The following is a 22,463-nucleotide window of genomic DNA, read 5'->3' as shown; positions in this document are numbered from 1 at the left end:
ACCGATGACCCACCTTCTACAGCGCCGCGTTTTCTGCAGCTTCGCCCTGGCCGCCGTGGTCCCCGTCCACGCCCAGGTGGCCGGACTCGGTGACGCCATCAACAAGGCCGGACGCCAGCGCATGTTGTCGCAGCGCATGAGCAAGGCCTGGTTCGGCCTGGGCCAGGGGATCCAGGCTGAATCTGCACGCCGCGTGCTCGACCAGTCCATGGCCCTGTTCGACCGGCAGCTGGTCGAACTCAAGACCTTTGCACCGGCCGGCGACACCCGCGATACCTACGTCTTGCTGGAATCCGCCTGGTCGGACTACAAAAGCCTGCTCGTCGGCGCCCTGCCGTCGCAGGACCGGGCCAAGGCGGTGCTCGACCAGGCCGGCAAGGTCCTGGCCCTGGCACACAAAGGCACAGGACTGTTCGAGCAACAGGCCGGCAAGCCGGGCGCCAGGCTGGTGAACGTCGCCGGCCGCCAGCGCATGTTGTCGCAACGCATGGCCCAGTTTTACCTGGCCAACAGCTGGAACGTGGAGAGCGCCCTAAGCCTGCGGGAAATCAGCAAGGCGCGCGAAGAGTTTGTGCCGGCGCTGGAACTGCTGCGCAATGCGCCCGAGGCCACCGCCGAGATCAAGCAGGAGCTGGTCCTGGCCGACAACCAGTGGATCTTCTTCGACAACGCCCTGAAGGCACGCGTGACAGGCCCCAAAGCCGCCACCGATGTTTTTGTGAGCAGCGAAAACCTGCTTCAAGTCATGGACCGGGTCACCGGCATGTACGCCCGCGTGCTCGGCTAAACAAGGACATTTTTATGAGCGAATGGAAAAAAATCTGCCTGGTCACCGACATTCCGGTGCTGGGCGCGCGCCGCGTGGCGCGGGAACGCGGCATCGATGTGGCCGTCTTTCGCAACGACCAGGACCAGGTCTTCGCGCTGCTGGATCGCTGCCCGCACAAGGGCGGCCCGCTGTCGCAGGGCATCGTGTTCGGCACCAGCGTGGCCTGCCCGCTGCACAACTGGACCATCGGCCTGGCCGACGGCTGCGCCCAGGGCGCCGACGAAGGCTGCACCCCGAAATTTGCCTGCAAGGTCGAGGCCGGCCAGGTGCTGCTGGACACTGTCGAGCTGGCCACGCTGGCCCTGGACCTGGTGCCTCCGCGCGCCGGTCCCTGCGCATCCACGGGTGCGCTCGGCGACGAAACCTTTGACGTGCAGGCACCGCAGACCGCGTGATGCCAAAGGAAACCAGATCCACCTGCCCTTATTGTGGGGTGGGCTGTGGTGTGATCATCGAGTCGCAGAGCGACGAGATCACGGGTGTGCGCGGCGACCCCGACCACCCGGCCAATTTCGGACGGCTTTGCACCAAGGGCTCGACGCTGCACCTGACGGCCTCGAACATCGTCACGCGCCAGACCCGGTTGCTGCACCCGATGCGGCGCGAGCAGCGCGGCGCCGCGCCGCAGCGCATCAGCTGGGACAGCGCGCTCGATGTGGCCAGCGAAGGTTTCGCGCGCATCATCCGCGAACACGGGCCGGACGCGGTCGGTTTCTATATCTCCGGCCAGTTGTTGACCGAGGACTACTATGTCTTCAACAAGCTCGCCAAGGGCCTGATCGGCACCAACAACGTCGACACCAACTCGCGCCTGTGCATGAGCAGCGCGGTGGCGGGCTACAAGCAGACCTTGGGCGCCGATGCGCCGCCCAGCTGTTACGACGACGTCAACCATGCACAGTGCATCTTCATTGTCGGCAGCAACACCGCCTACGCGCACCCCATCCTGTTCCGCCGCATCGAGGACGCCAAGGCCGCCAACCCGGCCATGAAAATCATCTTCTGCGACCCGCGCCGCACCGACACCGCGGGCATAGCCGACCTCTACCTGCCCATCCAGCCCGGCACCGACGTCGCGCTGTTCAACGGCATGCTGCACATCATGCTGTGGGAAGGCTGGACTCAGCCGGCATACATCGCCGAACACACGGGCGGCTTCGACGCGCTGAAAACCACGGTGCGCGACTACACGCCCGACCTGGTGTCGCAGACCTGCGGCATCACGAAAGACGACCTGTTCACCGCCGCGAAACTGTTCGCCACCTCGGCCTCTACCCTGAGCCTGTACTGCCAGGGCCTGAACCAGTCGAGCAGTGGCACCGCCAAGAACGCGGCGCTGATCAACCTGCACCTGGCCACCGCGCAGATCGGCAAGCCCGGCGCCGGTCCGTTTTCGCTGACCGGCCAGCCCAATGCCATGGGCGGGCGCGAGGTCGGCGGCCTGGCAAATCTGCTCAGCGCGCACCGCGACCTGGCCAACCCGCAGCACCGCGCCGAAGTCGCCGCGCTCTGGGGCATTCCTTCGGTGCCTGACCAGCCCGGCAAGACCGCCGTGGAAATGTTCCAGGCCGCGGCCGACGGCGAGATCAAGGCGCTGTGGATCGCCTGCACCAACCCGGCGCAGTCCATGCCCGACCAGGCCACCGTGCGCCGTGCGCTGCAGCGTGCCGAGTTCGTGGTGGTGCAGGAAGCTTTTGCCACGCCAGCCACCTGCGACTATGCCGACCTGTTGCTGCCGGCCACCACCTGGGGCGAAAAAACCGGCACCGTGACCAACAGCGAGCGCCGCATCAGCCGGGTGCGCCCGGCGGTGGCCGCGCCGGGTGAAACGCGGCACGACTGGTCGATTGCCGTGGCCCTTGCTCAGCGGCTGGAAAAGCTCCTGCCGGTGCAGAAAATCAGCACGCTGTTTCCCTGGTCCGCCGGGGACGAGGCGGCCGCCGTGGAGGGCATCTGGAACGAACACCGCGAATCCACGCGCGGGCGTGACCTCGACATCACCGGCATGAGTTACGCCATGCTGGACACCGCACCGCAGCAGTGGCCACTCAAGGAAGGTGAACACACCGGCAAAGCACGGCTCTACGAAGACGGCATCTTTCCGACCGACGACGGCAAGGCGCGCTTCGTCAACACGGTGTACAAGCCGGTGGCCGAGCCGCGCGAATCGCGTTACCCCTTCTCGCTGACCACGGGCCGGTTGCGCGACCAGTGGCACGGCATGAGCCGCACCGGCACGCTGGGCCGCCTGTTCGGCCATGTCGCCGAGCCGGCCCTCCAGATGAATGCGCAGGACATGGCGCGCCGCCTGCTGAAAGATGGCGACCTGGTCTACGTGACGTCCAAGCGCGGCTCCATCGTGGTGCCGCTGCAGGCTTCACCCGAAGTGGCGGTCAGCCAGGCCTTCATGGCCATGCACTGGGGCGGGGAGTACCTGAGCGGCCTGTCCAGCAGCGGCGAACCGCTGGCCGGTGTCAACGCGCTGACCACTTCCGCCTACTGCCCGAGCTCCAAACAACCCGAACTCAAACACGCGGCCATCAAGATCCTCAAGGCCGAACTGCCCTGGTCGCTGCTGGCCATGGCCTGGCTGCCGGAGGGCCAGGCGCTCGCGGCGCGTGAGCAGCTCAAGCCGCTGATGGCGAGCTTTGCCTTCAGCAGCTGCGTGCCGTTTTCCAACCAGGTGCCGCTGGGGGAGGCAGGCCGCCAGCGCACCGGCGTGCTGTTTCGTGCCGCCGGTTTTGAAGCGCCGCCCGAAGGCCTGCTGCAAAAAATCGAAAGTATTCTCGGCCTGGGCGGCGCTGATGCCCTGCGCTACGCGGACAGGAAAAAAGGCCAGCACCGAACGGCACGACTGGTTCGCCATGGCGACAACGCCGAACTCACCGGGTTTGTCCTCGCTGGCGATACCAGCGCGCAAGCCTGGATCAAGACCCTGCTGCAGGACGAACTGCCGGCGCAGAGTTATGGCCGCCTGCTGCTGCTGCCGGGCGCCAAGCCCCCGGTGGCCCTGCAGTCGCGCGGCAAACCGGTATGCACCTGTTTCAGTGTCACCGATGCCGAGATCGGCGCCTGCCTGACGGACATCACCCACGCGGTCGGCGGCGCCGGCTATCTGGCCAGCGAGGACGAACGGCTGCAGGCGTTGCAGGACAAGCTCAAATGCGGCACCAACTGCGGCTCCTGCGTACCCGAGATCAAGCGCCTCATCCGGACGACGGCCCAGGCCCGGCCCGCGGCAGCCACCGGCCCCACCGGCGACCGCACCGTGATCCCGATCAAGGTGATCGCCTGACAAACACCGGCTTAAGCTCATAACGGGAAGTTATCTGCCTTCGCCGACAATCACGCATGTCCATCGCTCAGTACATCAAGGTCATAGGCCGCGGCAAAGACGGCGCCAGGCCGCTCACGCGTGAGCAGGCGGCCGATCTGTTCGGCCAGGTGCTCGACGGCACGGTGACCGACCTGGAGGTGGGCGGCTTTTGCCTGGCCATGCGCATCAAGGGTGAAACGCCGGAAGAGATGGCCGGTTTCCTGGACGCGACTTACCAGCGCATGTTGCGTTTTCCGGCGAGTGACCGACCCGTCGTGGTGCTGCCGAGCTACAACGGCGCGCGCAAGCTGCCGGTGCTGACGCCGCTGCTGGCGCTGCTGCTGGCGCGTGAAGGGCTGCCGGTGCTGGTGCATGGCACGGCCACGGAGTCCGGCCGGATTTTTACATCGGATGTGCTTGCAGCCCTTGACATACCTGCGCTGACAGCTATTGAAAAAATAGCAAATGGCGAGGTGGTGTTTGCCCCCACCGAACTGCTGTGTCCGGGGCTCAAACGCCTGCTCGATGTGCGGCGTGCCGTCGGCCTGCGCAACCCGGCCCACAGCCTGGTCAAGATCATGAACCCCTGCCTGGGCAAGGCGCTGGTGGTCAGCAGCTACACCCACCCCGAATACGCTATCTCCATGGGCCGGACTTTCGAGCTGATCGCCGCCAACGCCCTGCTGCTGCGCGGCACCGAGGGCGAGGTCGTTGCCGATGCGCGCCGCACGCCGCAGATGGAAGCCTTTGTGGGCGGCAAGCGCACCCTGCTGCAGGAAGCGCAGCCCGGCACCCTGGCCAGCGTGCCGGATCTGCCCGCTGCCATCGACAGCGACAGCACCGCCGCCTATATCCGCGCCGTGATGTCGGGCTCACACGCCGTGCCGGCATCGATCACGCGACAGGTGGAACATATCTTGCAACTGACATTGCAACTATGACAAGCCGCAACAACAAGCTCTCTTCCAACGGCCGGTGCACCCTGGTCGGCGCGGGTCCGGGCGACCCGGAACTGCTGACCATCAAGGCGCTCAAGGCGATCCAGGTCGCCACCGTGCTGCTGGTCGACGACCTGGTCAGCGACGAGATCGTGGCTTATGCCAAGCCCGGTGCACGCATCGTGCATGTCGGCAAACGCGGCGGCTGCAAATCCACGCCGCAGGAGTTCATCGAAAAACTGATGATCATGGCCGCGCGCGAAGGCGAGAACGTGGTGCGGCTCAAGGGCGGCGACCCCTTCATCTTCGGCCGCGGCGGCGAAGAGGTCGAACACCTGCAGGCCGCCGGCATCGAGGTCCATGTCGTCAACGGCATCACCGCCGGCCTTGCCGCGGTGACCTCGCTGGGTGTTCCGCTGACACACCGCCAGCATGCCCACGGCGTGGTGTTCGTCACCGGCCACGCCAAGCCCGGCGACGCCGGCACCGACTGGCGCGCGCTGGCCGACACCGCCTGCAAGGCCAAACTGACGCTGGTGATCTACATGGGCGTCAGCGGCGCCGGCCGCATCCAGAGCGAATTGCTGACCGGCCTGCCCGCCACCACCCCGGTGGCCGTGATCCAGAACGCCTCGCTGCCCACGCAGCGCCACATCACCACCACGCTGGGCCAGCTGGCCGATGCCATAGTCGCGTCCGGGCTGGCCAGCCCGTCGGTCATCGTCGTCGGCGATGTGATCAGCGGCGTGGCCGCAGCGGCGGAGCTTCCCGCCCAATTTCGCGCCGCCTGAACGCCGCGGACGCCGGGGAGGCCCGGCTACACTCCTGTGTCCCGGTCGGGCCGGAACGCTATCTCTTTCATAGCTGCTTGTGCCCGCCCCTATTGGGCTGGAGGCCGATTTGACCCATAAATTTGACGTGGTGGTGGTGGGCGCCGGTGCGGCCGGGCTGTTCTGCGCCGGCATCGCCGGCCAACGCGGCCTCAAGGTGCTGCTGGTGGACCACAGCGAGAAGGTCGCCGAGAAAATCCGCATCTCGGGCGGCGGCCGCTGCAACTTCACGAATCGCGACACCACCCCGGCGAACTTCCTCAGCGAGAACCCGCATTTTTGCCGCTCGGCGCTGTCGCGCTACACGCCGCAGGACTTCATCGCCCTGCTGCAGCGCCACGGCATCCCGTTTCACGAAAAACACAAGGGCCAGCTGTTTTGCGACCGTTCGGCCGAGGACGTGATCAACATGCTGCTGGCCGAGTGCGACGCTGGCGGCGTCACTCGCTGGCAGCCTTGCAGCATAAAAAACATCACCAGCCCAGAGCAGCCGGGTGCAGGCTGCTACAAAATCGAGAGCGACCGTGGCCTGATCGAAGCGCCGCAGCTCGTCATCGCCACCGGCGGCCTGTCCATTCCCAAAATCGGGGCCACCGACTTCGGTTACCGAATTGCCAAACAATTCGGCTTGCGCCTGGTGGAACCGCGTGCCGGCCTGGTCCCACTGACTTTTGATGGCGAAGCCTGGGCACCGTACGCCCAGCTGGCCGGCCTGGCCCTGCCGGTGCGGATCGAAACCGGACCGGCCGACGCGACCCCGAAACAACGCAAAAAAGCCGTGGTCTTCGCCGAAGACCTGCTCTTCACCCACCGCGGCCTGAGCGGGCCGGCGGTGCTGCAGATCTCCAGCTTCTGGCGCGAAGGCCAGCCGGTGCGCATCAATCTGGCACCCGGCGTGGACCTGCCCACCCTGCTGCTGCGCGCCAAGGCCAGCTCGAAAAAGCTGATCACCAATGAGCTGGCGGCGCTGGTGCCCGCCCGCCTGGCCGACGCCTGGGTCAGCCGCGACCCGGCCTGGCAAAAACCCGTCAGCGAGGCCACCGACAAGGCCCTGACGACGCTGGCGGAGCGCCTGTCCGACTGGCAGCTGACCCCGACCGGCACGGAAGGTTACAAAAAGGCCGAAGTGACGCTGGGCGGTGTGGATACCCGGGATCTGTCGTCGCAGACCCTGGAATCGAAACAACCGGGCCTGTATTTCATCGGCGAAGTGGTGGACGTCACCGGCTGGCTCGGTGGTTACAATTTCCAGTGGGCCTGGGCGAGTGCCCACGCCTGTGCGATGGCTCTGGCAGACAATTCGGGGGCGGTGGCAGAAAACTGACCCGTACGGGTGCGCCGCCCATCGGTGTCTCAAGGACTTGCCTTGAAATCCCGCTATAATCTAAGGCTTTGCTAGCAAACCCGCGTCCGGCCTGATTCTGATCAGATCACTAAGGGCGCAAAATTTTGGATCACTTCATCAATGACGACTATTCGTGTAAAAGACAATGAGCCCTTCGACGTGGCTCTGCGCCGTTTCAAGCGCACCATCGAAAAACTCGGTCTGCTGACCGACCTGCGCGCGCGCGAGTTCTACGAAAAGCCCACCGCCGAGCGCAAGCGTAAAAAAGCTGCCGCTGTCAAGCGCAACTACAAACGCATCCGCTCCATGCAGTTGCCCAAGAAGCTGTACTAAGCCAGTACACGCCTTCCGGCACCTCACCAAGCCCGCTGAAGGACGCTCCAGCGGGCTTTTTACTTTTTACCGTTGGAGAAACCCATGTCCCTCAAAGAACAGATCACCGAAGACATGAAAACCGCCATGCGCGCCAAGGACAGCGAGCGCCTGGGCACCATCCGCCTGCTGCTGGCGGCCCTCAAGCAAAAAGAGGTGGATGAACGCGTGGTGCTCGACGATGCCGCCGTGGTCGCCATCGTCGACAAGCTGATCAAGCAGCGCAAGGACTCGATCGAGGCCTTCCAGAAGGCCGAGCGCAAGGACCTGGCCGACAAGGAAGCCGCCGAACTGGTGGTGCTGCAGGCCTACCTGCCGGCGCGCCTGAGCGCCGACGAAGTCACCGCCGAGGTCAAGGCCATCGTCGCCGAACTGGGGGCCACAGGGCCTGGCGACATGGGCAAGGTCATGGGCGCGGTGAAAGCCAGACTCGCCGGCAAGGCCGACATGGGCCAGGTCTCAGCGGCGGTCAAAGCGGCTCTGGCGGGCTAAGAACAGCGAAAGTTCGCGACAGCCCTCTCTTCAATCAAGCAGGGGCCGCGAATCTGGCTCTGCCAGTCCGCAGGCGCAACGGCCGTGGGGGCCTTTAGCTGCCGGCAATCTTCATCCGGTTGATGAGAATCGAGCCCACGCTCTTGGCGCCATAGTTGTAGACATCGGCGCCCACCGCCTGGATGCCCATCAGCATGTCCTTGAGGTTGCCGGCAATCGTGATCTCTTCCACCGGAAAGGCGATCTGCCCTTTCTCGACCCAGAACCCCGAGGCACCGCGCGAGTAGTCACCCGTCACGTAGTTCACACCCTGGCCCATCAGTTCGGTCACGAACAGGCCGGTGCCCAGCTTCTTCAGCATCGCATCGAGGTCGTCGCCGGCTTTTGTCAGGCGGCTGCTCAGCACCAGGTTGTGTGATCCGCCGGCATTGCCGGTGGTGCGCATGCCGAGCTTGCGTGCCGAATACGTGCTCAAAAAGTAGCCGCGCACAATGCCGGCCTCGACCACCTGACGGGCGCGCGTTTTCACACCTTCTTCGTCAAACGGTGCGCTGCCCTTGCCTTTGCGCAGGTGCGGGTCTTCGCTGATGTCGATGTGCGCAGGAAATGCCGGCTTGCCCAGGCTGTTCAGCAAAAACGTGCTTTTGCGGTACAACGCGCCGCCGCTGACGGCCTGCACAAAGCCGCCCAGCAGGCCGGCGGCCAGCGGCGATTCGAACAGCACCGGGCACTGCACGGTCTTGATCTTGCGGCTGTTCAGGCGCGCCAAGGCGCGTTCGGCGGCATAGCGGCCTACCGCCTCGGGGCTGGCCAGTTCGCTGGCGTCACGCATGGAGCTGTACCAGGCATCGCGCTGCATCTGGCTGCCCTTGCCGGCAATCGGCGCGACGGAGATGCTGTGGCGCGAGCTGGCATAACCACCGCGGAAACCGCGTGTGTGGGCGCTGAAAAAATGGCTTTGCTGGGCCGACACGCCCGCGCCTTCGCTGTTGGTGATGCGCTTGCTGGTGCCCAGGGCGGCCGCTTCGCACTGCAGCGCCAGCCGGGCTGCGCCTTCCGAGTCGATGGCCCAGGGGTGGAACAGGTCCAGCTCGGGGTGCACACGTGCGATGTCGCGGTCGGCCGGCAGGCCGGAGGTCTTGTCTTCGGCGGTGAAACGCGCGATGTCGTAGGCCGCCTTCACGGTCTGCTCGATCGCTGCCTTGGAAAAATCGCTGGTCGAGGCGTTGCCGCGTTTCTGGCCCACATACACCGTCACGCCCAGCGACTTGTCGCGGTTGCGCTCGACATTTTCGAGTTCACCCTTGCGCACGCTGACACTCAAGCCGCAGCCTTCGGAGGCCTCGGCGGCGGCATCGGTGGCGCCGATTTTTTTGGCGTGCGCGAGGGCGCTGTCCACCAGTTCCTCGAAAAAGTCACGGTGGTAACTGAAGCCCTTTTCCGGTTGGGAAGAAGGCCGGACCGCCTGTTTGGCGCCGGAGGATGTCTTGGAAGTCTTGAGGGTCATATGGGTAGCTATGATACTGACTGCTATGAACAACAAGACTCCCAAGGCTATCAAGGGCTACTGGTCCCACGGCCGCTTCGTGAAACCCGAAGAAATCGCGCTGGAAGAAGTGGGCCCGCCCAGCAAGACCCAGCTCAAGGCCGAAGCCGACGAAAAACAGGCCCTCGGCGAAGCCCTGCTCACCCTGCGCGCCGACCTGATGGCGCGGCTGGACCTGCCCGACAAACTGATCGACGCCATCGCCCAGGCCAAAAAAATCACCAATTTCGAGGGCAAACGGCGCCAGATGCAGTTCATCGGCAAGCTGATGCGCCCACTGGACACCGAACCGATTCGCGCCGCGATTGACGAGCAGAAAAACGGCTCCGCGCAGCTCACGCTGGCGCTGCACCTGGCCGAGCAGTGGCGCGACAAGCTGATCGCCTCCGACGATGCGCTGGGCGACTGGCTGACCGAACATCCGGACACCGACGCGCAGCAGTTGCGCGCCCTGGTGCGCCAAGCCCGCAAGGACGCCAAGCCCGAAAAACCGGGCGAAGCGCCGCGCCACGGCAAGTCCTACCGTGAGATCTTCCAGCTGGTGCGGCAGACGCTGGCGCCGGAGGCTCCCTGACCATGACCCACGATGCAGTGAAGATCGGCATCGTCTCGGTCAGCGACCGGGCCTCCAGCGGTGTCTATGAAGACAAGGGTCTGCCCGCGCTGAAAGAGTGGCTGGGCCGCGCACTGCGCAACCCGATCGAATTTGCAGAGCGCCTGATTCCCGACGAGCAGGCGCAGATCAGTGCCACCCTGATCGAACTGGTCGATGCAGGCTGCTCGCTGGTGCTGACCACCGGCGGCACCGGCCCGGCCCTGCGCGACGTGACGCCCGAGGCGACGCTGGCGGTCGGCCACAAGGAAATGCCGGGTTTTGGCGAGCAGATGCGCCAGATCAGCTTGAAGTTCGTGCCCACCGCCATCCTGTCGCGCCAGGTCGCCGTGATCCGCGACCAGAGCCTGATCCTGAACCTGCCCGGCCAGCCCAAGGCGATTGCCGAAACCCTCGAGGGCCTGAAAAATGCCGACGGTTCACAGGCCGTCGCCGGCATTTTTGCCGCCGTTCCGTATTGCGTCGACCTGATTGGCGGGCCTTACCTGGAAACCGACGAGGCGGTCTGCAAGGCATTCCGGCCCAAATCTGCGATTCGGGCGACTTTCGCCTGATTTTTTTGACCGGATCGGCACTTGGCCCTTGTTTGGCGGGCGCGGAAAGCTATTGATTCGATAGCATTCCTTGCATCATGCTGCGCCTGGGATCCGTTATGGACAGTAGGCGCAACTCCCCACTCCCTCCCCCCGCCCCTCCCTCGCCCCGCTGGGCGATGGAGGGGAGCCTCATTTGGCTGTGTGCGCTGCAACCACGTGCAAACATGACGGCCACGTGCCCCGACATGACGCGCTCTGCGCGTCATGTCTCCCAGCATCCGTTTCCGTTCCCTACCCGTTAGGCTGGGCCGAGGAGCGCAGGTCGAAGCGGATCAGGGCTCGCGATTGTCTGAGCCGCAGGCGAGTTCGAGCGAGACCCCGCTTTGACCGAGTACCGCAGGTTGCCCGGAGCGAAGCGAAGGGACCCAGACTGTCGGGTCGCCTTTTCTTTTGCTTACTTTTCTTTTGGCGACGCACAAGAAAAGTGAGTTGCCGCCGGGCAACCCCCGGCTTGCAGGCAAACCACAGCGCAACAAGCAAAGAACCGGCTTCGACAGGCCCAGCCCGAACGGCCCCAAAACCGCCCCCTACTTCCCCATCAACTGGTTTAGCTTGTCAGCCTCAAAGGTCTCCTGCAAAGCCGCATCATCCGGCACACAGTCCCGGTGCGTCTTGCCGCTCTCGGACAGCTTCTCGATCGCCTGCCAGAGCAGCGCGATCTGGTGCTCCTGCGAGGACGCGTTGTCGATCAGGCCCTTCATGGCCTGGGACAGCGGGTCGTCTTCCAGCGTGATGCCATAAGCCGAGAACTTGCTCTGGGCCGTCGTCACATCCGCACTCTCACCGGTTTTGGAGGGAATGATGCGCGCCGGAATGCCGACCGCGGTGGCGCCGGCCGGCACCGGCTTGATGACCACCGCGTTGCTGCCGATCTTGGCGCCGTCGCCGACCAGAAAACCGCCCAGCACCTTGGCGCCGGCGCTCACCACCACGTTTTTGCCGAGGGTCGGGTGGCGCTTCTCGCCCTTGTAGAGCGAGGTGCCGCCCAGGGTCACGCCCTGGTAAATCGTGCAGCCGTCCCCGATTTCAGCGGTTTCGCCGACCACCACACCCATGGCATGGTCGAAAAACACACGTTCACCGATGACGGCGCCGGGGTGAATTTCAATGCCGGTCAGCCAGCGCGCGATGTGCGAGATGAAGCGCCCCAGCCATTTGAGCTCGTGGGTCCAGCACCAGTGCGCGCCCCGGTGAAGAATGATCGCGTGCAGACCGGGATAACAGGTCAGCACTTCCCAGCCGCTGCGTGCGGCCGGGTCGCGCTCAAGAATGCACTGGATGTCGGAGCGGAGTCTGGAGAACATGCTGCGAGTTTATGGCTTGGCGGCTGACTCTGCTGGCGCGCTCAGGCTGGCCCCGCGTCGTGGGCTTTCTGGCTCATGGCCTTGGCCACGCCGCGCAGGATGTGGATCTCCTCGGGGCTCAGCTGCGCGCGGTTGAACAGCTGGTTCAGGCGCGGCATCAGTTTTTTGGGTGAGGCCGGGTCCAGAAAGCCGACGTCGGCCAGGGCCTGCTCCCAGTGCGCCAGCATGCCGGCCACGGCGGCGGCATCGGCCAGCCGGGGTTCCGGCGTCGCCGCCTGCACGCCAAAACCGCCGAGCGCCTCGCGCCAGTCGTAGGCAATCAGTTGCACGGCCGCGGCCAGGTTGAGCGAGCCGAACTTGGGGTCGGTCGGAATGCTCAGCGCCACATGGCAGCGGTAAACGTCTTCGTTTTGCATGCCGAATCGCTCGGAGCCGAACAAAAAGGCCACTCCGTCGGGCTTTGAAGCGAAACTGGCCTCCAGTCCTTGTCCAGTGGGCGTAGTCAGCTCTCTTTTTGATAGTAGATCGGCCGTGCCCAGCAACTCGGCGAAATGCTCGCGTGGCGCGCGGGTCGGCGGACCGAAGTCGCGCGGGGTCATGGCCGTGGCGCACAAATGGGTCATGCCGTCCAGCGCCTCATCCAGCGTGGCGACGATGCGGGCGTTTTTCAGCACGTCCAGCGCTCCGCTCGAACGCTGGATGGTTTCCTCGCGCCTGAGCACATTGTCCCAGCGCGGCGCCACCAGCACCAGGTCGCCGAAGCCCATGACCTTCATGGCACGGGCAGCGGCGCCGACGTTGCCGGCGTGGCTGGTGTTGATCAGGATAAAGCGCGTTTTCATGGATAAAAAGCCGGGTAACCGGCCCGAGCCGGTAAAATGGCGTTATTGTCGCCTGCCCCGGTTACCGGGCCGCAGCCCTTCTGCTCTTTCTTAGCCCTATATGTCCAGCAATCTCCACCCCATGCTCAATGTGGCCGTCAAGGCTGCACGCGCCGCCGGCGCCATCATCAACCGTGCTGCGCTTGATGTGGAGGCGGTCCGTGTCTCGGCCAAGCAGACCAACGACTTCGTCACCGAAGTCGACCACGCGGCCGAAGCAATCATCATCGAGACGCTGCTGACCGCCTACCCGGGCCACGGCATCCTGGCCGAAGAGTCGGGCAGCGAACATGGCGCCAAGGATTCCGAATTCGTCTGGGTCATCGACCCGCTGGACGGCACCACCAACTTCATCCACGGCTTTCCCTTCTACTGCGTCAGCATTGCCCTGACCGTACGCGGCAAGGTCGAGCAGGCGGTGGTGTATGACCCCAACCGCAACGACATCTACAGCGCCAGCAAGGGCCGCGGCGCCTACGTCAACGACCGCCGCATCCGGGTCGGCAAACGCACGCGCCTGCAGGAATGCCTGATTTCCACCGGTTTCCCCTACCGCCCCGGCGACAAGCTCAAGCCCTACCTGCACATGCTCGGCGAAGTCATGAGCCAGTGCGCCGGCGTGCGCCGCCCGGGCGCCGCTGCGCTGGACCTGGCCTATGTGGCCTCCGGTTTCAGCGACGGCTTTTTTGAAAGCGGCCTGCAGCCCTGGGATGTGGCGGCCGGCTCGCTGCTGGTCACCGAAGCCGGTGGCCTGATCGGCAACTTCACCGGTGAATCCGACTTCATGGATCACGGCGAATGTGTGGCCGGCAATCCGCGCATTTACGGCCAGCTGGTCACCACGCTCGGCAAGTACAGCAAATTTGCAGGCGCCGGCGACAAGGCCAGCGTGCGTCAGGCGGTGCTCGATGCCGCCCTGACTGACGAGGCCGCCGCGCCCAGCCAGACCCTGTCCGTGCCGCGCGCCCCGCGGGCGGTCAAATCCGGCGACAGCGAAACCGGTTAGACCGGCTAGGCCGGGAAAACTGCCGCCTTTTCGGGGCATTTTTGATGTGTTTTTTCGTTACGGTCTGACACACTCCAGGGGCGACGGCCTACAGCTGCGGCGCGGGTGAAAAACAATGTCAGTTACCATCAAAACATCAATGAACCACAGGGGTTGGCAGCACCGGCGCAAGGCCCCGACACCCTGAAAATCCATGCCTACAACCACGATGCCCGAATCCTCCCTTCAACCCTCTGCCGCGCCTGCAGCCGATGCTGCACTGATGCGTGAAGTGGCCGAACTGGTGGTCACTTCCCTGAATCTGGAAACCGCAGCCGCGGACATCCTGCCCGATGAGCCGCTGTACGGCGAAGGCCTGGGGCTCGACTCGATCGACATCCTGGAAATCGCGCTGGTCCTGTCCAAGCGTTATGGCCTGCAACTGCGCGCCGACCATGAAGACAACACCGCCATCTTCCAGTCGCTGCGCAGCCTGAGCGACCACATCGCGCTGCAAAGAACGAAGTGAAGCCTGGCTTGACGGCAACTGTGCTGCGCGGCGTCCGCTGGGCAGCCATTGCCGCCGTCTGCATCGCCTACCCGGTGCTGGCTCACCTCGCGTCCGCAGATCCCCACCCCGACCGGCTGGACGCCGCCGTAGCGATCGCGCCGCTGATTGCGCTGGCCCTGGTGCTGGCCTGGCGCTCGCCGCAGCGGCCCTGGATGCTGCTGCTGTGCCTGGCCGGCTGCGCCCTGCTTTATGCGATGAGCGGCTGGCTCGTGCTGCACTACAACTGGGTGTTTCTGCTGCAGCACGCCGGCATACAGGCGCTGCTGGGTCTGGCCTTTGCGCGTACCCTGCGCGCCGGCCAGCAACCCATGGTTTCGCGCTTTGCCGCCATCATCCACGGCAGCCTGTCGCCCGCCCTGGCCCGCTACACGCGGCAGGTGACCTGGGCCTGGACGCTGTATTTCGCCGTCATGACCACGCTGTCGCTGCTGCTGTTCTGGCTCGCACCGGTCAACGTCTGGTCGGCTTTTGCTAACCTGCTGAACCTGCCACTGCTGGTCGTCATGTTTTCTGCCGAATACGCGGCGCGCCTGCTGCTGCTGGCCCCGTCCGACCGGGCCGGTCCGCTGGAGGCGATACGCGCCTACCGCCAGGCCAGCGTGGGCGGGCTGCCGCCCTCGTCCTGACGGGACCGCCGCACTTCTGCAACATTTTTGCCAGCTTTGTCCATCCCATGACCACCTACGCGCTCATCAGCCACACCCATGGTGACGACATCCTGGCCTGGCGCTATGGGGAAATCGTCACGGTCCGCCAGTACCTGGCCGATGTGAAACACCTGGCCGCCTCGCTGCCGCCTGGCAAACACATGCTCAACGCCTGCAGCGACCGCTACCACTTCGCGGTCGGACTCGGCGCCGCCTTGCTGACGCAGAAGATCAGCCTGCTGCCACCCACCCACACACCGGAAATGATGCGGCAGCTGCGCACCCTGGCGCCTGATTCGTTTTGCCTGTCAGACGCTCCCCACGCGATCGAGTTGCCCAGCTTTGTTTACCAGGATGCGTTTGCCCACGGACCGTCGCAGATCGACCCCGACGCACCCTGCGACATACCCTTTCTACCCGGCGAGCAGGCCGTCGCCGACGTGTTCACCTCGGGTTCGACCGGCCGGCCACTGCCGCACCGCAAGACCTGGGGCTCGCTGGTACGTAGCGCCCGCGGCGAGGCGCTGCGGCTGGGGCTCGACGACGCCGCACCCTGCACCGTCATCGGCACGGTGCCGCCACAACACATGTTCGGCTTTGAATCGACGGTCCTGCTGCCCATGCAAAGCGGCGGCGCCCTCCATGCCGGCCAGCCGTTTTACCCGGCCGACATCGTCAGCGCTGTCAAGGCCGTGCCGCGTCCTCGCATGCTGGTCAGCACCCCCGTGCATCTGCGCGTGCTGCTGGCCTCGTCCGTTGAACTGCCCGCGCTGGACCTCGTGGTGTCGGCCACGGCGCCCATGGCCCCGCAACTCGCGCAAAGCTGCGAAGCCCGGTTTGATGCCCCGCTGTTCGAGATTTACGGTTCCACCGAAACTGGTCAGATCGCATCGCGGCGAACCGCACAAACCGCCGAGTGGGAGCTGTTTCCCCTGGTGACCCTGACACCGCACGATGAACGCATGTGGGCCTGCGGCGGCCATGTCGAACAGGTGGTGCCGCTCAACGATGTGCTGCAGGCCATCGACAACCGCCATTTCCTGCTGCACGGCCGCCTCGCGGACCTGATCAATATCGCCGGCAAGCGCAACTCGCTGGCCTACCTGAACCATCACCTCAACAGCATCCCCGGGGTACTCGACGGCGCATTTTTCATGCCCGACGACAGCGGCCATGAGACGGTGGTGCGGCTGATGGCGTTTGTCGTGGCCCCCGGTATGACGGCCGCCGCCGTGCAGGCCGCGCTGAAGGAACGGATAGACACCATCTTCCTGCCGCGCCCGCTGGTTTTGCTCGAGGCCCTCCCGCGCAATGCCACCGGCAAGCTGCCGCGCGATGCCCTCGAAGCGCTGGTCCGCCTCCACCAAAGCCCCGCCGCGCAGGAAAGCCCACCCCGTGCAGACTGAAGCCACAACGGTCTGTTTTGCCGCCGGTCACCCCGCTTTTACCGGCCACTTCCCGGGCAGGCCCATGGTGCCGGGTGTGCTGCTGCTTGATGCCGCGCTGCACGCCGCCACGCAAGCGCGCCTCAGCGTTGGGGACCGCCGGAGCGAAGCACTGCGCTGCCAGATCACCTCGGCCAAATTCCTCAGCCCGGTGCTGCCCGGCGAGATACTGACGATTGCCTGCTCGGCCACCCCCGCGGGACAGACTCGTTTTGACATCTCCGCCGGCGCCCGTCAGGTGGCCACCGGCACTTTTGCCTTCGAAAGCGTCCCATGAGCCAGGCGCCGACAGGTTCATCGGGCGCGGGTCGCCAGCCCGCCTGGCGGGACCGCCCGGAGCGCAGCAACATGCTGATGCTGCGCGTGATGACGTGGATTTCCCTGCGGCTGGGCCGCAGCGCGGGCCGCTTCGTGCTGTACGGCATTGCCGCCTACTTTCTGGTGGCCAACGCGGCCGCGCGCCGCGCATCGCGCGACTACCTGCAGCGCGCGCTGGCGCTGCCGGCGGGAGCGCGAGTCGCCTGGCGCCATGTGTTCAGGCATTTCTTCAGCTTCGCCTCGGTCATCCACGACCGGGTCTACCTGATCAACGACCGCTTCGGCCTTTTCGACATCCGCATCCACCAGGAACACCTGGTGGCCGAACTGACAGCGGACCGCAAAGGCGTGTTTCTGATGGGCGCGCATGTGGGCAGCTTCGAGGTACTGCGCGCGATCGGCCGGCGGCAGCCGGGCCTGCGCGTGGCCATGGTGATGTACGAGGAAAACGCGCGCAAGATCAATGCCGCCCTGAGCGCCATCAACCCGGCGGCGCAGCAGGACATCGTGGCGCTGGGACATGCGGATTCGATGCTGCGCGTGCACGAGCTGATCGAGGCCGGCAGCGTGGTCGGCATGCTGGCCGACCGCTGCCTGAACCGGGACACCACGAAGTCCGTTCCTTTTCTCGGCGCGCCGGCCGAGATTCCCGTGGGACCGTTTCGCATGGCGGCCATCCTGCGGCGGCCGGTGCTGTTCATGGTCGGCCTGTATGGCGGCGGCAATCGCTACGATATCCACTTTGAAACGCTGGCCGATTTTTCCGCCATTCCTGCGGGCGGGCGCGAAGCGGCGGTGCAGGCCGCGATGGTGCGGTATGCCGAACTGCTGGAGCAGCATTGCCGCGCGGCGCCCTACAACTGGTTCAATTTTTTCAACTTCTGGCAGGCCGGCAAACCGGCAGCTGCGCCCCAACCCGGTCCGACCCCATGACAGATGCATCCCGCCTGACCACTCTTTCACGAAAAACCTGGCTGGCCGGCGCCGGCCTGCTGCTGGTCCTCAGCCTCAGCCCCGCCTTCGCCGCCTGGGATGTGACCCAGCTGATGCAGGGCCTGGCGAAAAACAAGTCCGGCCGCGCCAGCTTTGTCGAAAAGAAATACATTGCCCTGCTCGAGGCCCCGGTGGAATCGTCAGGCGAACTGCTTTACACCGCGCCCGACCGGCTGGAAAAACGCACGCTCAAGCCGCGGCCGGAGTCGCTGCTGATAGAAGGCGGCAGCCTGACCGTCGAACGCGGCAAACGCCGCATGGTGCTGCGCCTGCAGGACTACCCGGAACTGGTGGCCTTCACCGAAAGCATACGCGGCACCCTGGCCGGCGACATGGTCGCCCTGCGGCGCGTCTACAACCTCGACCTCGAAGGTTCCGAGGAGCGCTGGACATTGACCCTGCGCCCCATCGAAACAAAAATGCTGGAAGCGGTGCAACGCATCCGCATCGCCGGCAGCCATGCCGAGGTCCGGACCATTGAAATCGAGCAGACCGACAAGGACCGCTCGGTCATGGTGATCGACAAGCTGGCCGCGAAATGAGCCGATTGCTGCGCCGCCAGTTCCTGCCGGTCTGGTTGTGGCTGGCCTTTTTGCTGGTTTGCGGCGCCGTCATCAGCCGCACCCAGATCACCACGGACCTGTCGGCCTTTCTGCCGCGCAACCCGACGGCCGAGCAGCAGTTGCTGATGGACCAGCTCAAGGACGGCCTGGCTTCGCGCCTGATCCTGGTCGGCATCGAGGGGGAGGACGGCCCGGCGCGCGCCCGCCTGTCCAAAGAGGTTGCCCGCACCCTGCGCGCCGACCCGGCCTTTGTCGCCGTCAACAATGGCGAGCCCGTCAACAAGGAGCGCGACCGGACCTACCTGTTCAACAACCGCTACCTGCTCAGCCCGCTCGTCACCCCTGAACGCTTCAGCACCGACGGCCTGCACGCGGCCCTGGCCGAAAGCATCGATCTGCTGGCCTCACCGGCCGGGCTGATGGTCAAGTCGCTGCTGCCGCGCGACCCGACCGGCGAAATGGTGCAACTGCTCGGGCAGCTCGATAGCGGCGCGCAGCCGCGCCTGATCGACGGCGCCTGGGCGTCCCGCGACGGCGCCCGCGCCCTGATGCTGATGCAGACGCGCGCCGCGGGGTCGGACACCGATGCCCAGCAAAGCGCCATGGCCGCCATCCGGCAGGCCTTCGACACGGCACGCCGGGACAGCCCCGCCGCCAAGCTGGTGATGACCGGCCCGGGCGTCTTTTCGGTGACCTCGCGCGAGGCCATCCAGAGCCAGGTCAGCCGCCTCTCGCTGATCAGCGTGGTGATCATTGCCACGCTGCTGCTGCTGGTGTACCGCTCGGTGACCGCACTGGCGCTGGGTTTTCTGCCGGTTCTCAGCGGCGTGCTGGCAGGCGTGGCAGCCGTCAGCCTGGGCTTCGGCGCGGTACACGGCATCACGCTGGGCTTCGGCACCGCGCTGATAGGCGAGGCGGTGGACTATTCCATCTACCTGTTCGTGCAATCCGAACAGGCGGACGACGGACAGGACAACTGGGTCAAGCGCTTCTGGCCGACGATCCGGCTGGGGGTGCTGACCTCGATTTTCGGTTTTGCCTCGCTGCTGCTGTCGGGCTTTCCGGGCCTGGCGCAGCTCGGCCTGTACGCCATTGCCGGGCTGGTGGCCGCCGCGGTCATGACGCGTTTTGTCCTGCCTCACCTGCTGCCGGCGAAGTTCCGCATCCACGACGTGTCGGCCATCGGCCGCGTGCTCAGCCAGCTGACGCGGCGGGCGGCAGCCCTGCGCTGGCCGGCGGCCGTGCTGCTGCTGGCCGCCTGCGTCGTCCTCGCGACCCACCGCGACACGCTGCTCAACGAAAAAATCTCCTCGCTGAGCCCGGTGTCGCAGGCCGACATCGCGCTCGACGAAAGCCTGCGCGCCGACATGGGCGCGCCCGATGTGCGTTACGTCGTGGTGATCTCCGGCAGCGACCGGGAATCGGTGCTGGTGTCCGCCGAGCGGGTGTCCGCGCTGCTGCAAACGCAGGTGGACCAAGGCGAACTCGCCGGGTTTGAAAGCCCCAGCCGCTACCTTCCCAGCACGGCCACGCAGCGTGCGCGCCAGGCCAGCCTGCCGCCGGCCGAGGTCTTGCAGCCGCGCCTGGCGCAGGCGGTGCAAGGCCTGCCGGTGCGCGCCCAGGTGTTCGCGCCCTTTCTGGCCGATGTGGAAAGCAGCCGCAGCCGGGCCCTGCTGCAGCCGACCGACCTCGAACAGACCTCCCTGGCCATGGCGGTCGATGCGCTGCTGCTCCAGCCCTCACGCGGTGGCTGGACGGCGCTGCTGCCGCTGCGGGCGCCGGAAGGCGCCGGCATCCAGGCCGACCGGATTCGCGCGGCCCTGGGCACCAGCTCGCCGGATGTGCTGTTTGTGGACATGAAAGCCGAATCCGACCGCCTGTATTCCGGCTACCTGCGCGAAGCCACGTTGTTGTCGCTGGGCGGGCTGCTCTCCATCGTCGTGCTGCTGCTGGTGGTGTTCCGCTCACCAACGCGTGTGCTGCGCATCATCGCGCCGCTGGCCGCCTCGGTCATCACGGTCACGGCGGGCCTGGCGCTGGCCGGCCAGCCGCTGATCATCCTGCACCTGGTGGGCTTGCTGCTGGTGGTGGCGGTGGGCTCGAACTACGCGCTGTTTTTTGACCGGCCCGATCCCCTGACCCCCATCCCGCACCGCACCCTGGCCTCGATGGCGCTGGCCAACCTCACCACCGTCGCGGGTTTTGGCCTGCTGGCGTTTTCCAAGATTTCCATCCTGCAGGCCATGGGTGCCACGGTGGCGCCGGGCGTCATCCTGGCGCTGGTGTATGCAGCGATTTTTGCGAGGCAGCCCCAAGATGCCCAGGCCTGAGCCGCACTGGCACGCCAACCCGCTGGTGCGCGCCTCGCTGGCGCTGCACGGGCTGGCGCTTGCCGCAGCTGTGGCGGCGCCCCCGCTGTGGCCTTGGGCACTGGCCGTTGTCGTCGCCAACCATGCGCTGCTGGCCGGCGTCGGCCTGTGGCCGCGCAGCCACTGGCTGGGTCCGAACTGGTCACGGCTGCCCGCGGCCGCGACAGCCCGAAACGAAATTGCCCTGACCATCGACGACGGGCCCGACCCGCAGGTCACGCCGCAGGTGCTGGACCTGCTGGACCGATACGCCGCCCGTGCCACTTTTTTCTGCATCGGCGACAAGGCGGCACGTTATCCGGAGCTGTGCCGGGAGATCGTTCGCCGCGGCCATGCGGTGGAGAACCACAGCCAGCGCCATCGCCACAACTTTTCCGTCATGGGTCCGCGCGGCATGACGCGGGAGATTCAGGCCGCGCAGGACACGTTGACGGCGATCACCGGCCAGCGTCCGCTCTTTTTCCGCGCACCGGCCGGCCTGCGCAATCCTTTTCTCGACCCCCTGCTCACCCGCATGGATCTTCGGCTGGCCAGCTGGTCGGTACGCGGTTTCGACACGCGGGTTGGCGATGCGCAGCAGGTCACCCACAAGTTGCTGAATGGCCTGAAGGCTGGCGCCATCGTGCTGCTGCATGACGGCAACGCCGCCCGCACGCCAGGCGGCATCCCGGTGATTCTCGAGGTCCTGCCCGCCGTGCTGGCCTGCGCTGCGGCGGCCCGCCTCAAGCCGGTGACCCTGCCCGAGGCCCTGGCATGAGCCCCACCCTGGTTCGCCCGCAGGCCCTGCCCTGGTACCGCCAGGCCGCACAGCTTGTGCCGCGCGACGTGGTCCTCAAAAGCATAGGCATTCCGGCTTTTATTGCCGTGTTTTTTGCCGCCTATTTCTATGTGCTCAACAACCCCGCCTATCCTGTCACCGTGATGCCGGTCATATGGCTGGACCGGCTGATCGGCTTTGAGCCCATGGCCCTGTCGCTGTATGTGTCGCTGTGGGTGTATGTGTCGCTGCCGCCCGCGTTTCTGGCGAGCCGGCGCGAACTCTATGTGTATGGCATGGCCATGGCCGTCACCTGCCTGACCGGGCTGCTCGTTTTCTACTTCTGGCCCACGACGGTTCCCGCCGCCGACATCGACTGGGCCCTGTACCCGGGCGTGGACTTCCTCAAGAACATGGATGCCGCGGGCAACGCCTGCCCGTCCCTGCATGTCGCTACCGCTGTTTTTTCGGGCTTCTGGCTGCATCACCTGCTGCGCCGTTTTGGCGCGCCGCCGTGGGCACGCCTGATCAATGCACTGTGGTGCCTCGGCATCGTTTACTCCACGGTGGCCACCCGCCAGCATGTGGCCGTGGACATGTGGGCCGGATTCTTGTTGGGGGCCTTCGCGGCGTGGTTGTCGCTGCGCCACGTGGTGCGTACCCGGGCCAACCACCATTGTCCTTACCTCGCTGCCTGACCGTCTCCTGGATCACCGTTTTTCCGGTGGAATTTGCTAACATGACTTCACTTTT

The 22,463-nt window shown here is 65.7% G+C and carries 23 protein-coding genes; 20 read left to right on the top strand and 3 right to left on the bottom strand.

Going from position 1 to position 22,463, the window contains the following annotated elements; translation table 11 throughout:
• Nucleotides 1–4 precede the first annotated feature (4 nt).
• From AAG813_RS15880 to AAG813_RS15845, 8 genes are all read left to right on the top strand, one after another.
• Entirely contained in the window at nt 5–787 is a 783-nt protein-coding gene (locus AAG813_RS15880; RefSeq protein WP_341916643.1) for a type IV pili methyl-accepting chemotaxis transducer N-terminal domain-containing protein, read from the top strand.
• 14 nt (nt 788–801) lie between these two features.
• Nucleotides 802–1,224, top strand: coding sequence for a nitrite reductase small subunit NirD (nirD, locus tag AAG813_RS15875; RefSeq protein WP_341916642.1), 423 nt, complete (start codon nt 802–804; stop codon nt 1,222–1,224).
• Entirely contained in the window at nt 1,224–4,124 is a 2,901-nt protein-coding gene (locus AAG813_RS15870; protein ID WP_341916641.1) for a molybdopterin-dependent oxidoreductase, read from the top strand. The genes nirD and AAG813_RS15870 overlap by 1 nt, the downstream gene beginning before the upstream one ends.
• Before the next feature lie 56 nt (nt 4,125–4,180).
• A complete protein-coding gene (gene ybiB / locus AAG813_RS15865) occupies nt 4,181–5,086 on the top strand; it encodes a DNA-binding protein YbiB (protein ID WP_341916640.1) in 906 nt (301 codons plus the stop codon).
• A complete protein-coding gene (gene cobA, locus AAG813_RS15860) occupies nt 5,083–5,874 on the top strand; it encodes a uroporphyrinogen-III C-methyltransferase (protein WP_341916639.1) in 792 nt (263 codons plus the stop codon). Before ybiB ends, cobA begins: the two co-directional genes overlap by 4 nt.
• A 109-nt stretch (nt 5,875–5,983) precedes the next feature.
• Nucleotides 5,984–7,237, top strand: a complete 1,254-nt coding sequence (locus AAG813_RS15855; protein WP_341916638.1) for an NAD(P)/FAD-dependent oxidoreductase — start codon at nt 5,984–5,986, stop codon at nt 7,235–7,237.
• Between the two features lie 141 nt (nt 7,238–7,378).
• Nucleotides 7,379–7,591, top strand: coding sequence for a 30S ribosomal protein S21 (gene rpsU / locus AAG813_RS15850; RefSeq protein WP_007872347.1), 213 nt, complete (start codon nt 7,379–7,381; stop codon nt 7,589–7,591).
• An 84-nt stretch (nt 7,592–7,675) separates the two neighbouring features.
• Entirely contained in the window at nt 7,676–8,122 is a 447-nt protein-coding gene (locus AAG813_RS15845; RefSeq protein WP_341916637.1) for a GatB/YqeY domain-containing protein, read from the top strand.
• 94 nt (nt 8,123–8,216) lie between these two features.
• Here the strand turns inward: AAG813_RS15845 and pmbA are convergent, their stop codons facing one another.
• Nucleotides 8,217–9,629: a metalloprotease PmbA gene (pmbA, locus tag AAG813_RS15840; RefSeq protein WP_341916636.1), complete on the bottom strand. Its 1,413-nt coding sequence runs from the start codon at nt 9,627–9,629 to the stop codon at nt 8,217–8,219.
• A 25-nt stretch (nt 9,630–9,654) separates the two neighbouring features.
• On the opposite strand from pmbA, the gene yjgA reads away from it, so the two are divergent.
• Entirely contained in the window at nt 9,655–10,242 is a 588-nt protein-coding gene (gene yjgA / locus AAG813_RS15835) for a ribosome biogenesis factor YjgA (RefSeq protein ID WP_341916635.1), read from the top strand.
• Nucleotides 10,243–10,244: 2 nt separating this feature from the next.
• Complete coding sequence (gene mog, locus AAG813_RS15830) at nt 10,245–10,835, top strand: molybdopterin adenylyltransferase (RefSeq protein ID WP_341916634.1); 591 nt, start codon at nt 10,245–10,247, stop codon at nt 10,833–10,835.
• A 569-nt stretch (nt 10,836–11,404) separates the two neighbouring features.
• Here mog and cysE read toward each other — a convergent pair.
• Nucleotides 11,405–12,181 (bottom strand): serine O-acetyltransferase, encoded by a 777-nt coding sequence (gene cysE / locus AAG813_RS15825; RefSeq protein ID WP_341916633.1) that lies wholly within the window; start codon nt 12,179–12,181, stop codon nt 11,405–11,407.
• 41 nt (nt 12,182–12,222) lie between these two features.
• Nucleotides 12,223–13,023 (bottom strand): RNA methyltransferase, encoded by an 801-nt coding sequence (locus AAG813_RS15820; RefSeq protein WP_341916632.1) that lies wholly within the window; start codon nt 13,021–13,023, stop codon nt 12,223–12,225.
• 100 nt (nt 13,024–13,123) lie between these two features.
• Here AAG813_RS15820 and AAG813_RS15815 point away from each other — a divergent pair, with 100 nt between their 5' ends.
• The 10 genes from AAG813_RS15815 (at nt 13,124) to AAG813_RS15770 (ending at nt 22,408) form a co-directional block, all read left to right on the top strand.
• Nucleotides 13,124–14,068, top strand: a complete 945-nt coding sequence (locus tag AAG813_RS15815; RefSeq protein WP_341916631.1) for an inositol monophosphatase family protein — start codon at nt 13,124–13,126, stop codon at nt 14,066–14,068.
• Nucleotides 14,069–14,276: 208 nt separating this feature from the next.
• Nucleotides 14,277–14,576 (top strand): phosphopantetheine-binding protein, encoded by a 300-nt coding sequence (locus AAG813_RS15810; protein ID WP_096699803.1) that lies wholly within the window; start codon nt 14,277–14,279, stop codon nt 14,574–14,576.
• Nucleotides 14,577–14,584: 8 nt separating this feature from the next.
• Entirely contained in the window at nt 14,585–15,244 is a 660-nt protein-coding gene (locus tag AAG813_RS15805; RefSeq protein ID WP_341916630.1) for a hypothetical protein, read from the top strand.
• 47 nt (nt 15,245–15,291) lie between these two features.
• Nucleotides 15,292–16,671: an AMP-binding protein gene (locus AAG813_RS15800; RefSeq protein WP_341916629.1), complete on the top strand. Its 1,380-nt coding sequence runs from the start codon at nt 15,292–15,294 to the stop codon at nt 16,669–16,671.
• Entirely contained in the window at nt 16,661–16,987 is a 327-nt protein-coding gene (locus AAG813_RS15795) for a 3-hydroxyacyl-ACP dehydratase (RefSeq protein WP_341916628.1), read from the top strand. Before AAG813_RS15800 ends, AAG813_RS15795 begins: the two co-directional genes overlap by 11 nt.
• Nucleotides 16,984–17,961 (top strand): acyl-CoA synthetase, encoded by a 978-nt coding sequence (locus AAG813_RS15790; RefSeq protein ID WP_341916627.1) that lies wholly within the window; start codon nt 16,984–16,986, stop codon nt 17,959–17,961. The genes AAG813_RS15795 and AAG813_RS15790 overlap by 4 nt, the downstream gene beginning before the upstream one ends.
• Nucleotides 17,958–18,563: a LolA-related protein gene (locus tag AAG813_RS15785; RefSeq protein WP_341916626.1), complete on the top strand. Its 606-nt coding sequence runs from the start codon at nt 17,958–17,960 to the stop codon at nt 18,561–18,563. Before AAG813_RS15790 ends, AAG813_RS15785 begins: the two co-directional genes overlap by 4 nt.
• Nucleotides 18,560–20,914, top strand: a complete 2,355-nt coding sequence (locus tag AAG813_RS15780; RefSeq protein WP_341916625.1) for an MMPL family transporter — start codon at nt 18,560–18,562, stop codon at nt 20,912–20,914. The genes AAG813_RS15785 and AAG813_RS15780 overlap by 4 nt, the downstream gene beginning before the upstream one ends.
• Complete coding sequence (locus tag AAG813_RS15775; RefSeq protein ID WP_341916624.1) at nt 20,901–21,710, top strand: polysaccharide deacetylase family protein; 810 nt, start codon at nt 20,901–20,903, stop codon at nt 21,708–21,710. The genes AAG813_RS15780 and AAG813_RS15775 overlap by 14 nt, the downstream gene beginning before the upstream one ends.
• On the top strand, nt 21,707–22,408 hold the full coding sequence (locus tag AAG813_RS15770; protein ID WP_341916623.1) for a phosphatase PAP2 family protein: 702 nt from the start codon (nt 21,707–21,709) through the stop codon (nt 22,406–22,408). The genes AAG813_RS15775 and AAG813_RS15770 overlap by 4 nt, the downstream gene beginning before the upstream one ends.
• Nucleotides 22,409–22,463 lie beyond the last annotated feature (55 nt).

This window comes from Polaromonas sp. YR568 (assembly GCF_943371715.1).
GTDB lineage: Bacteria > Pseudomonadota > Gammaproteobacteria > Burkholderiales > Burkholderiaceae_C > Polaromonas.
Note: the sequence above shows the minus strand (reverse complement) of the source record. Positions and strands in the feature narration are given on the sequence as shown.

Coding starts and splice junctions, on each gene's coding strand:
- AAG813_RS15880 (WP_341916643.1), top strand. CDS start 5: ATGACCCACCTTCTACAGCGCCGCGTTTTCTGCAGCTTCGCCCTGGCC.
- nirD (WP_341916642.1), top strand. CDS start 802: ATGAGCGAATGGAAAAAAATCTGCCTGGTCACCGACATTCCGGTGCTG.
- AAG813_RS15870 (WP_341916641.1), top strand. CDS start 1,224: ATGCCAAAGGAAACCAGATCCACCTGCCCTTATTGTGGGGTGGGCTGT.
- ybiB (WP_341916640.1), top strand. CDS start 4,181: ATGTCCATCGCTCAGTACATCAAGGTCATAGGCCGCGGCAAAGACGGC.
- cobA (WP_341916639.1), top strand. CDS start 5,083: ATGACAAGCCGCAACAACAAGCTCTCTTCCAACGGCCGGTGCACCCTG.
- rpsU (WP_007872347.1), top strand. CDS start 7,379: ATGACGACTATTCGTGTAAAAGACAATGAGCCCTTCGACGTGGCTCTG.
- AAG813_RS15845 (WP_341916637.1), top strand. CDS start 7,676: ATGTCCCTCAAAGAACAGATCACCGAAGACATGAAAACCGCCATGCGC.
- pmbA (WP_341916636.1), bottom strand. CDS start 9,629: ATGACCCTCAAGACTTCCAAGACATCCTCCGGCGCCAAACAGGCGGTC.
- yjgA (WP_341916635.1), top strand. CDS start 9,655: ATGAACAACAAGACTCCCAAGGCTATCAAGGGCTACTGGTCCCACGGC.
- mog (WP_341916634.1), top strand. CDS start 10,245: ATGACCCACGATGCAGTGAAGATCGGCATCGTCTCGGTCAGCGACCGG.
- cysE (WP_341916633.1), bottom strand. CDS start 12,181: ATGTTCTCCAGACTCCGCTCCGACATCCAGTGCATTCTTGAGCGCGAC.
- AAG813_RS15820 (WP_341916632.1), bottom strand. CDS start 13,023: ATGAAAACGCGCTTTATCCTGATCAACACCAGCCACGCCGGCAACGTC.
- AAG813_RS15815 (WP_341916631.1), top strand. CDS start 13,124: ATGTCCAGCAATCTCCACCCCATGCTCAATGTGGCCGTCAAGGCTGCA.
- AAG813_RS15810 (WP_096699803.1), top strand. CDS start 14,277: ATGCCCGAATCCTCCCTTCAACCCTCTGCCGCGCCTGCAGCCGATGCT.
- AAG813_RS15800 (WP_341916629.1), top strand. CDS start 15,292: ATGACCACCTACGCGCTCATCAGCCACACCCATGGTGACGACATCCTG.
- AAG813_RS15790 (WP_341916627.1), top strand. CDS start 16,984: ATGAGCCAGGCGCCGACAGGTTCATCGGGCGCGGGTCGCCAGCCCGCC.
- AAG813_RS15785 (WP_341916626.1), top strand. CDS start 17,958: ATGACAGATGCATCCCGCCTGACCACTCTTTCACGAAAAACCTGGCTG.
- AAG813_RS15780 (WP_341916625.1), top strand. CDS start 18,560: ATGAGCCGATTGCTGCGCCGCCAGTTCCTGCCGGTCTGGTTGTGGCTG.
- AAG813_RS15775 (WP_341916624.1), top strand. CDS start 20,901: ATGCCCAGGCCTGAGCCGCACTGGCACGCCAACCCGCTGGTGCGCGCC.
- AAG813_RS15770 (WP_341916623.1), top strand. CDS start 21,707: ATGAGCCCCACCCTGGTTCGCCCGCAGGCCCTGCCCTGGTACCGCCAG.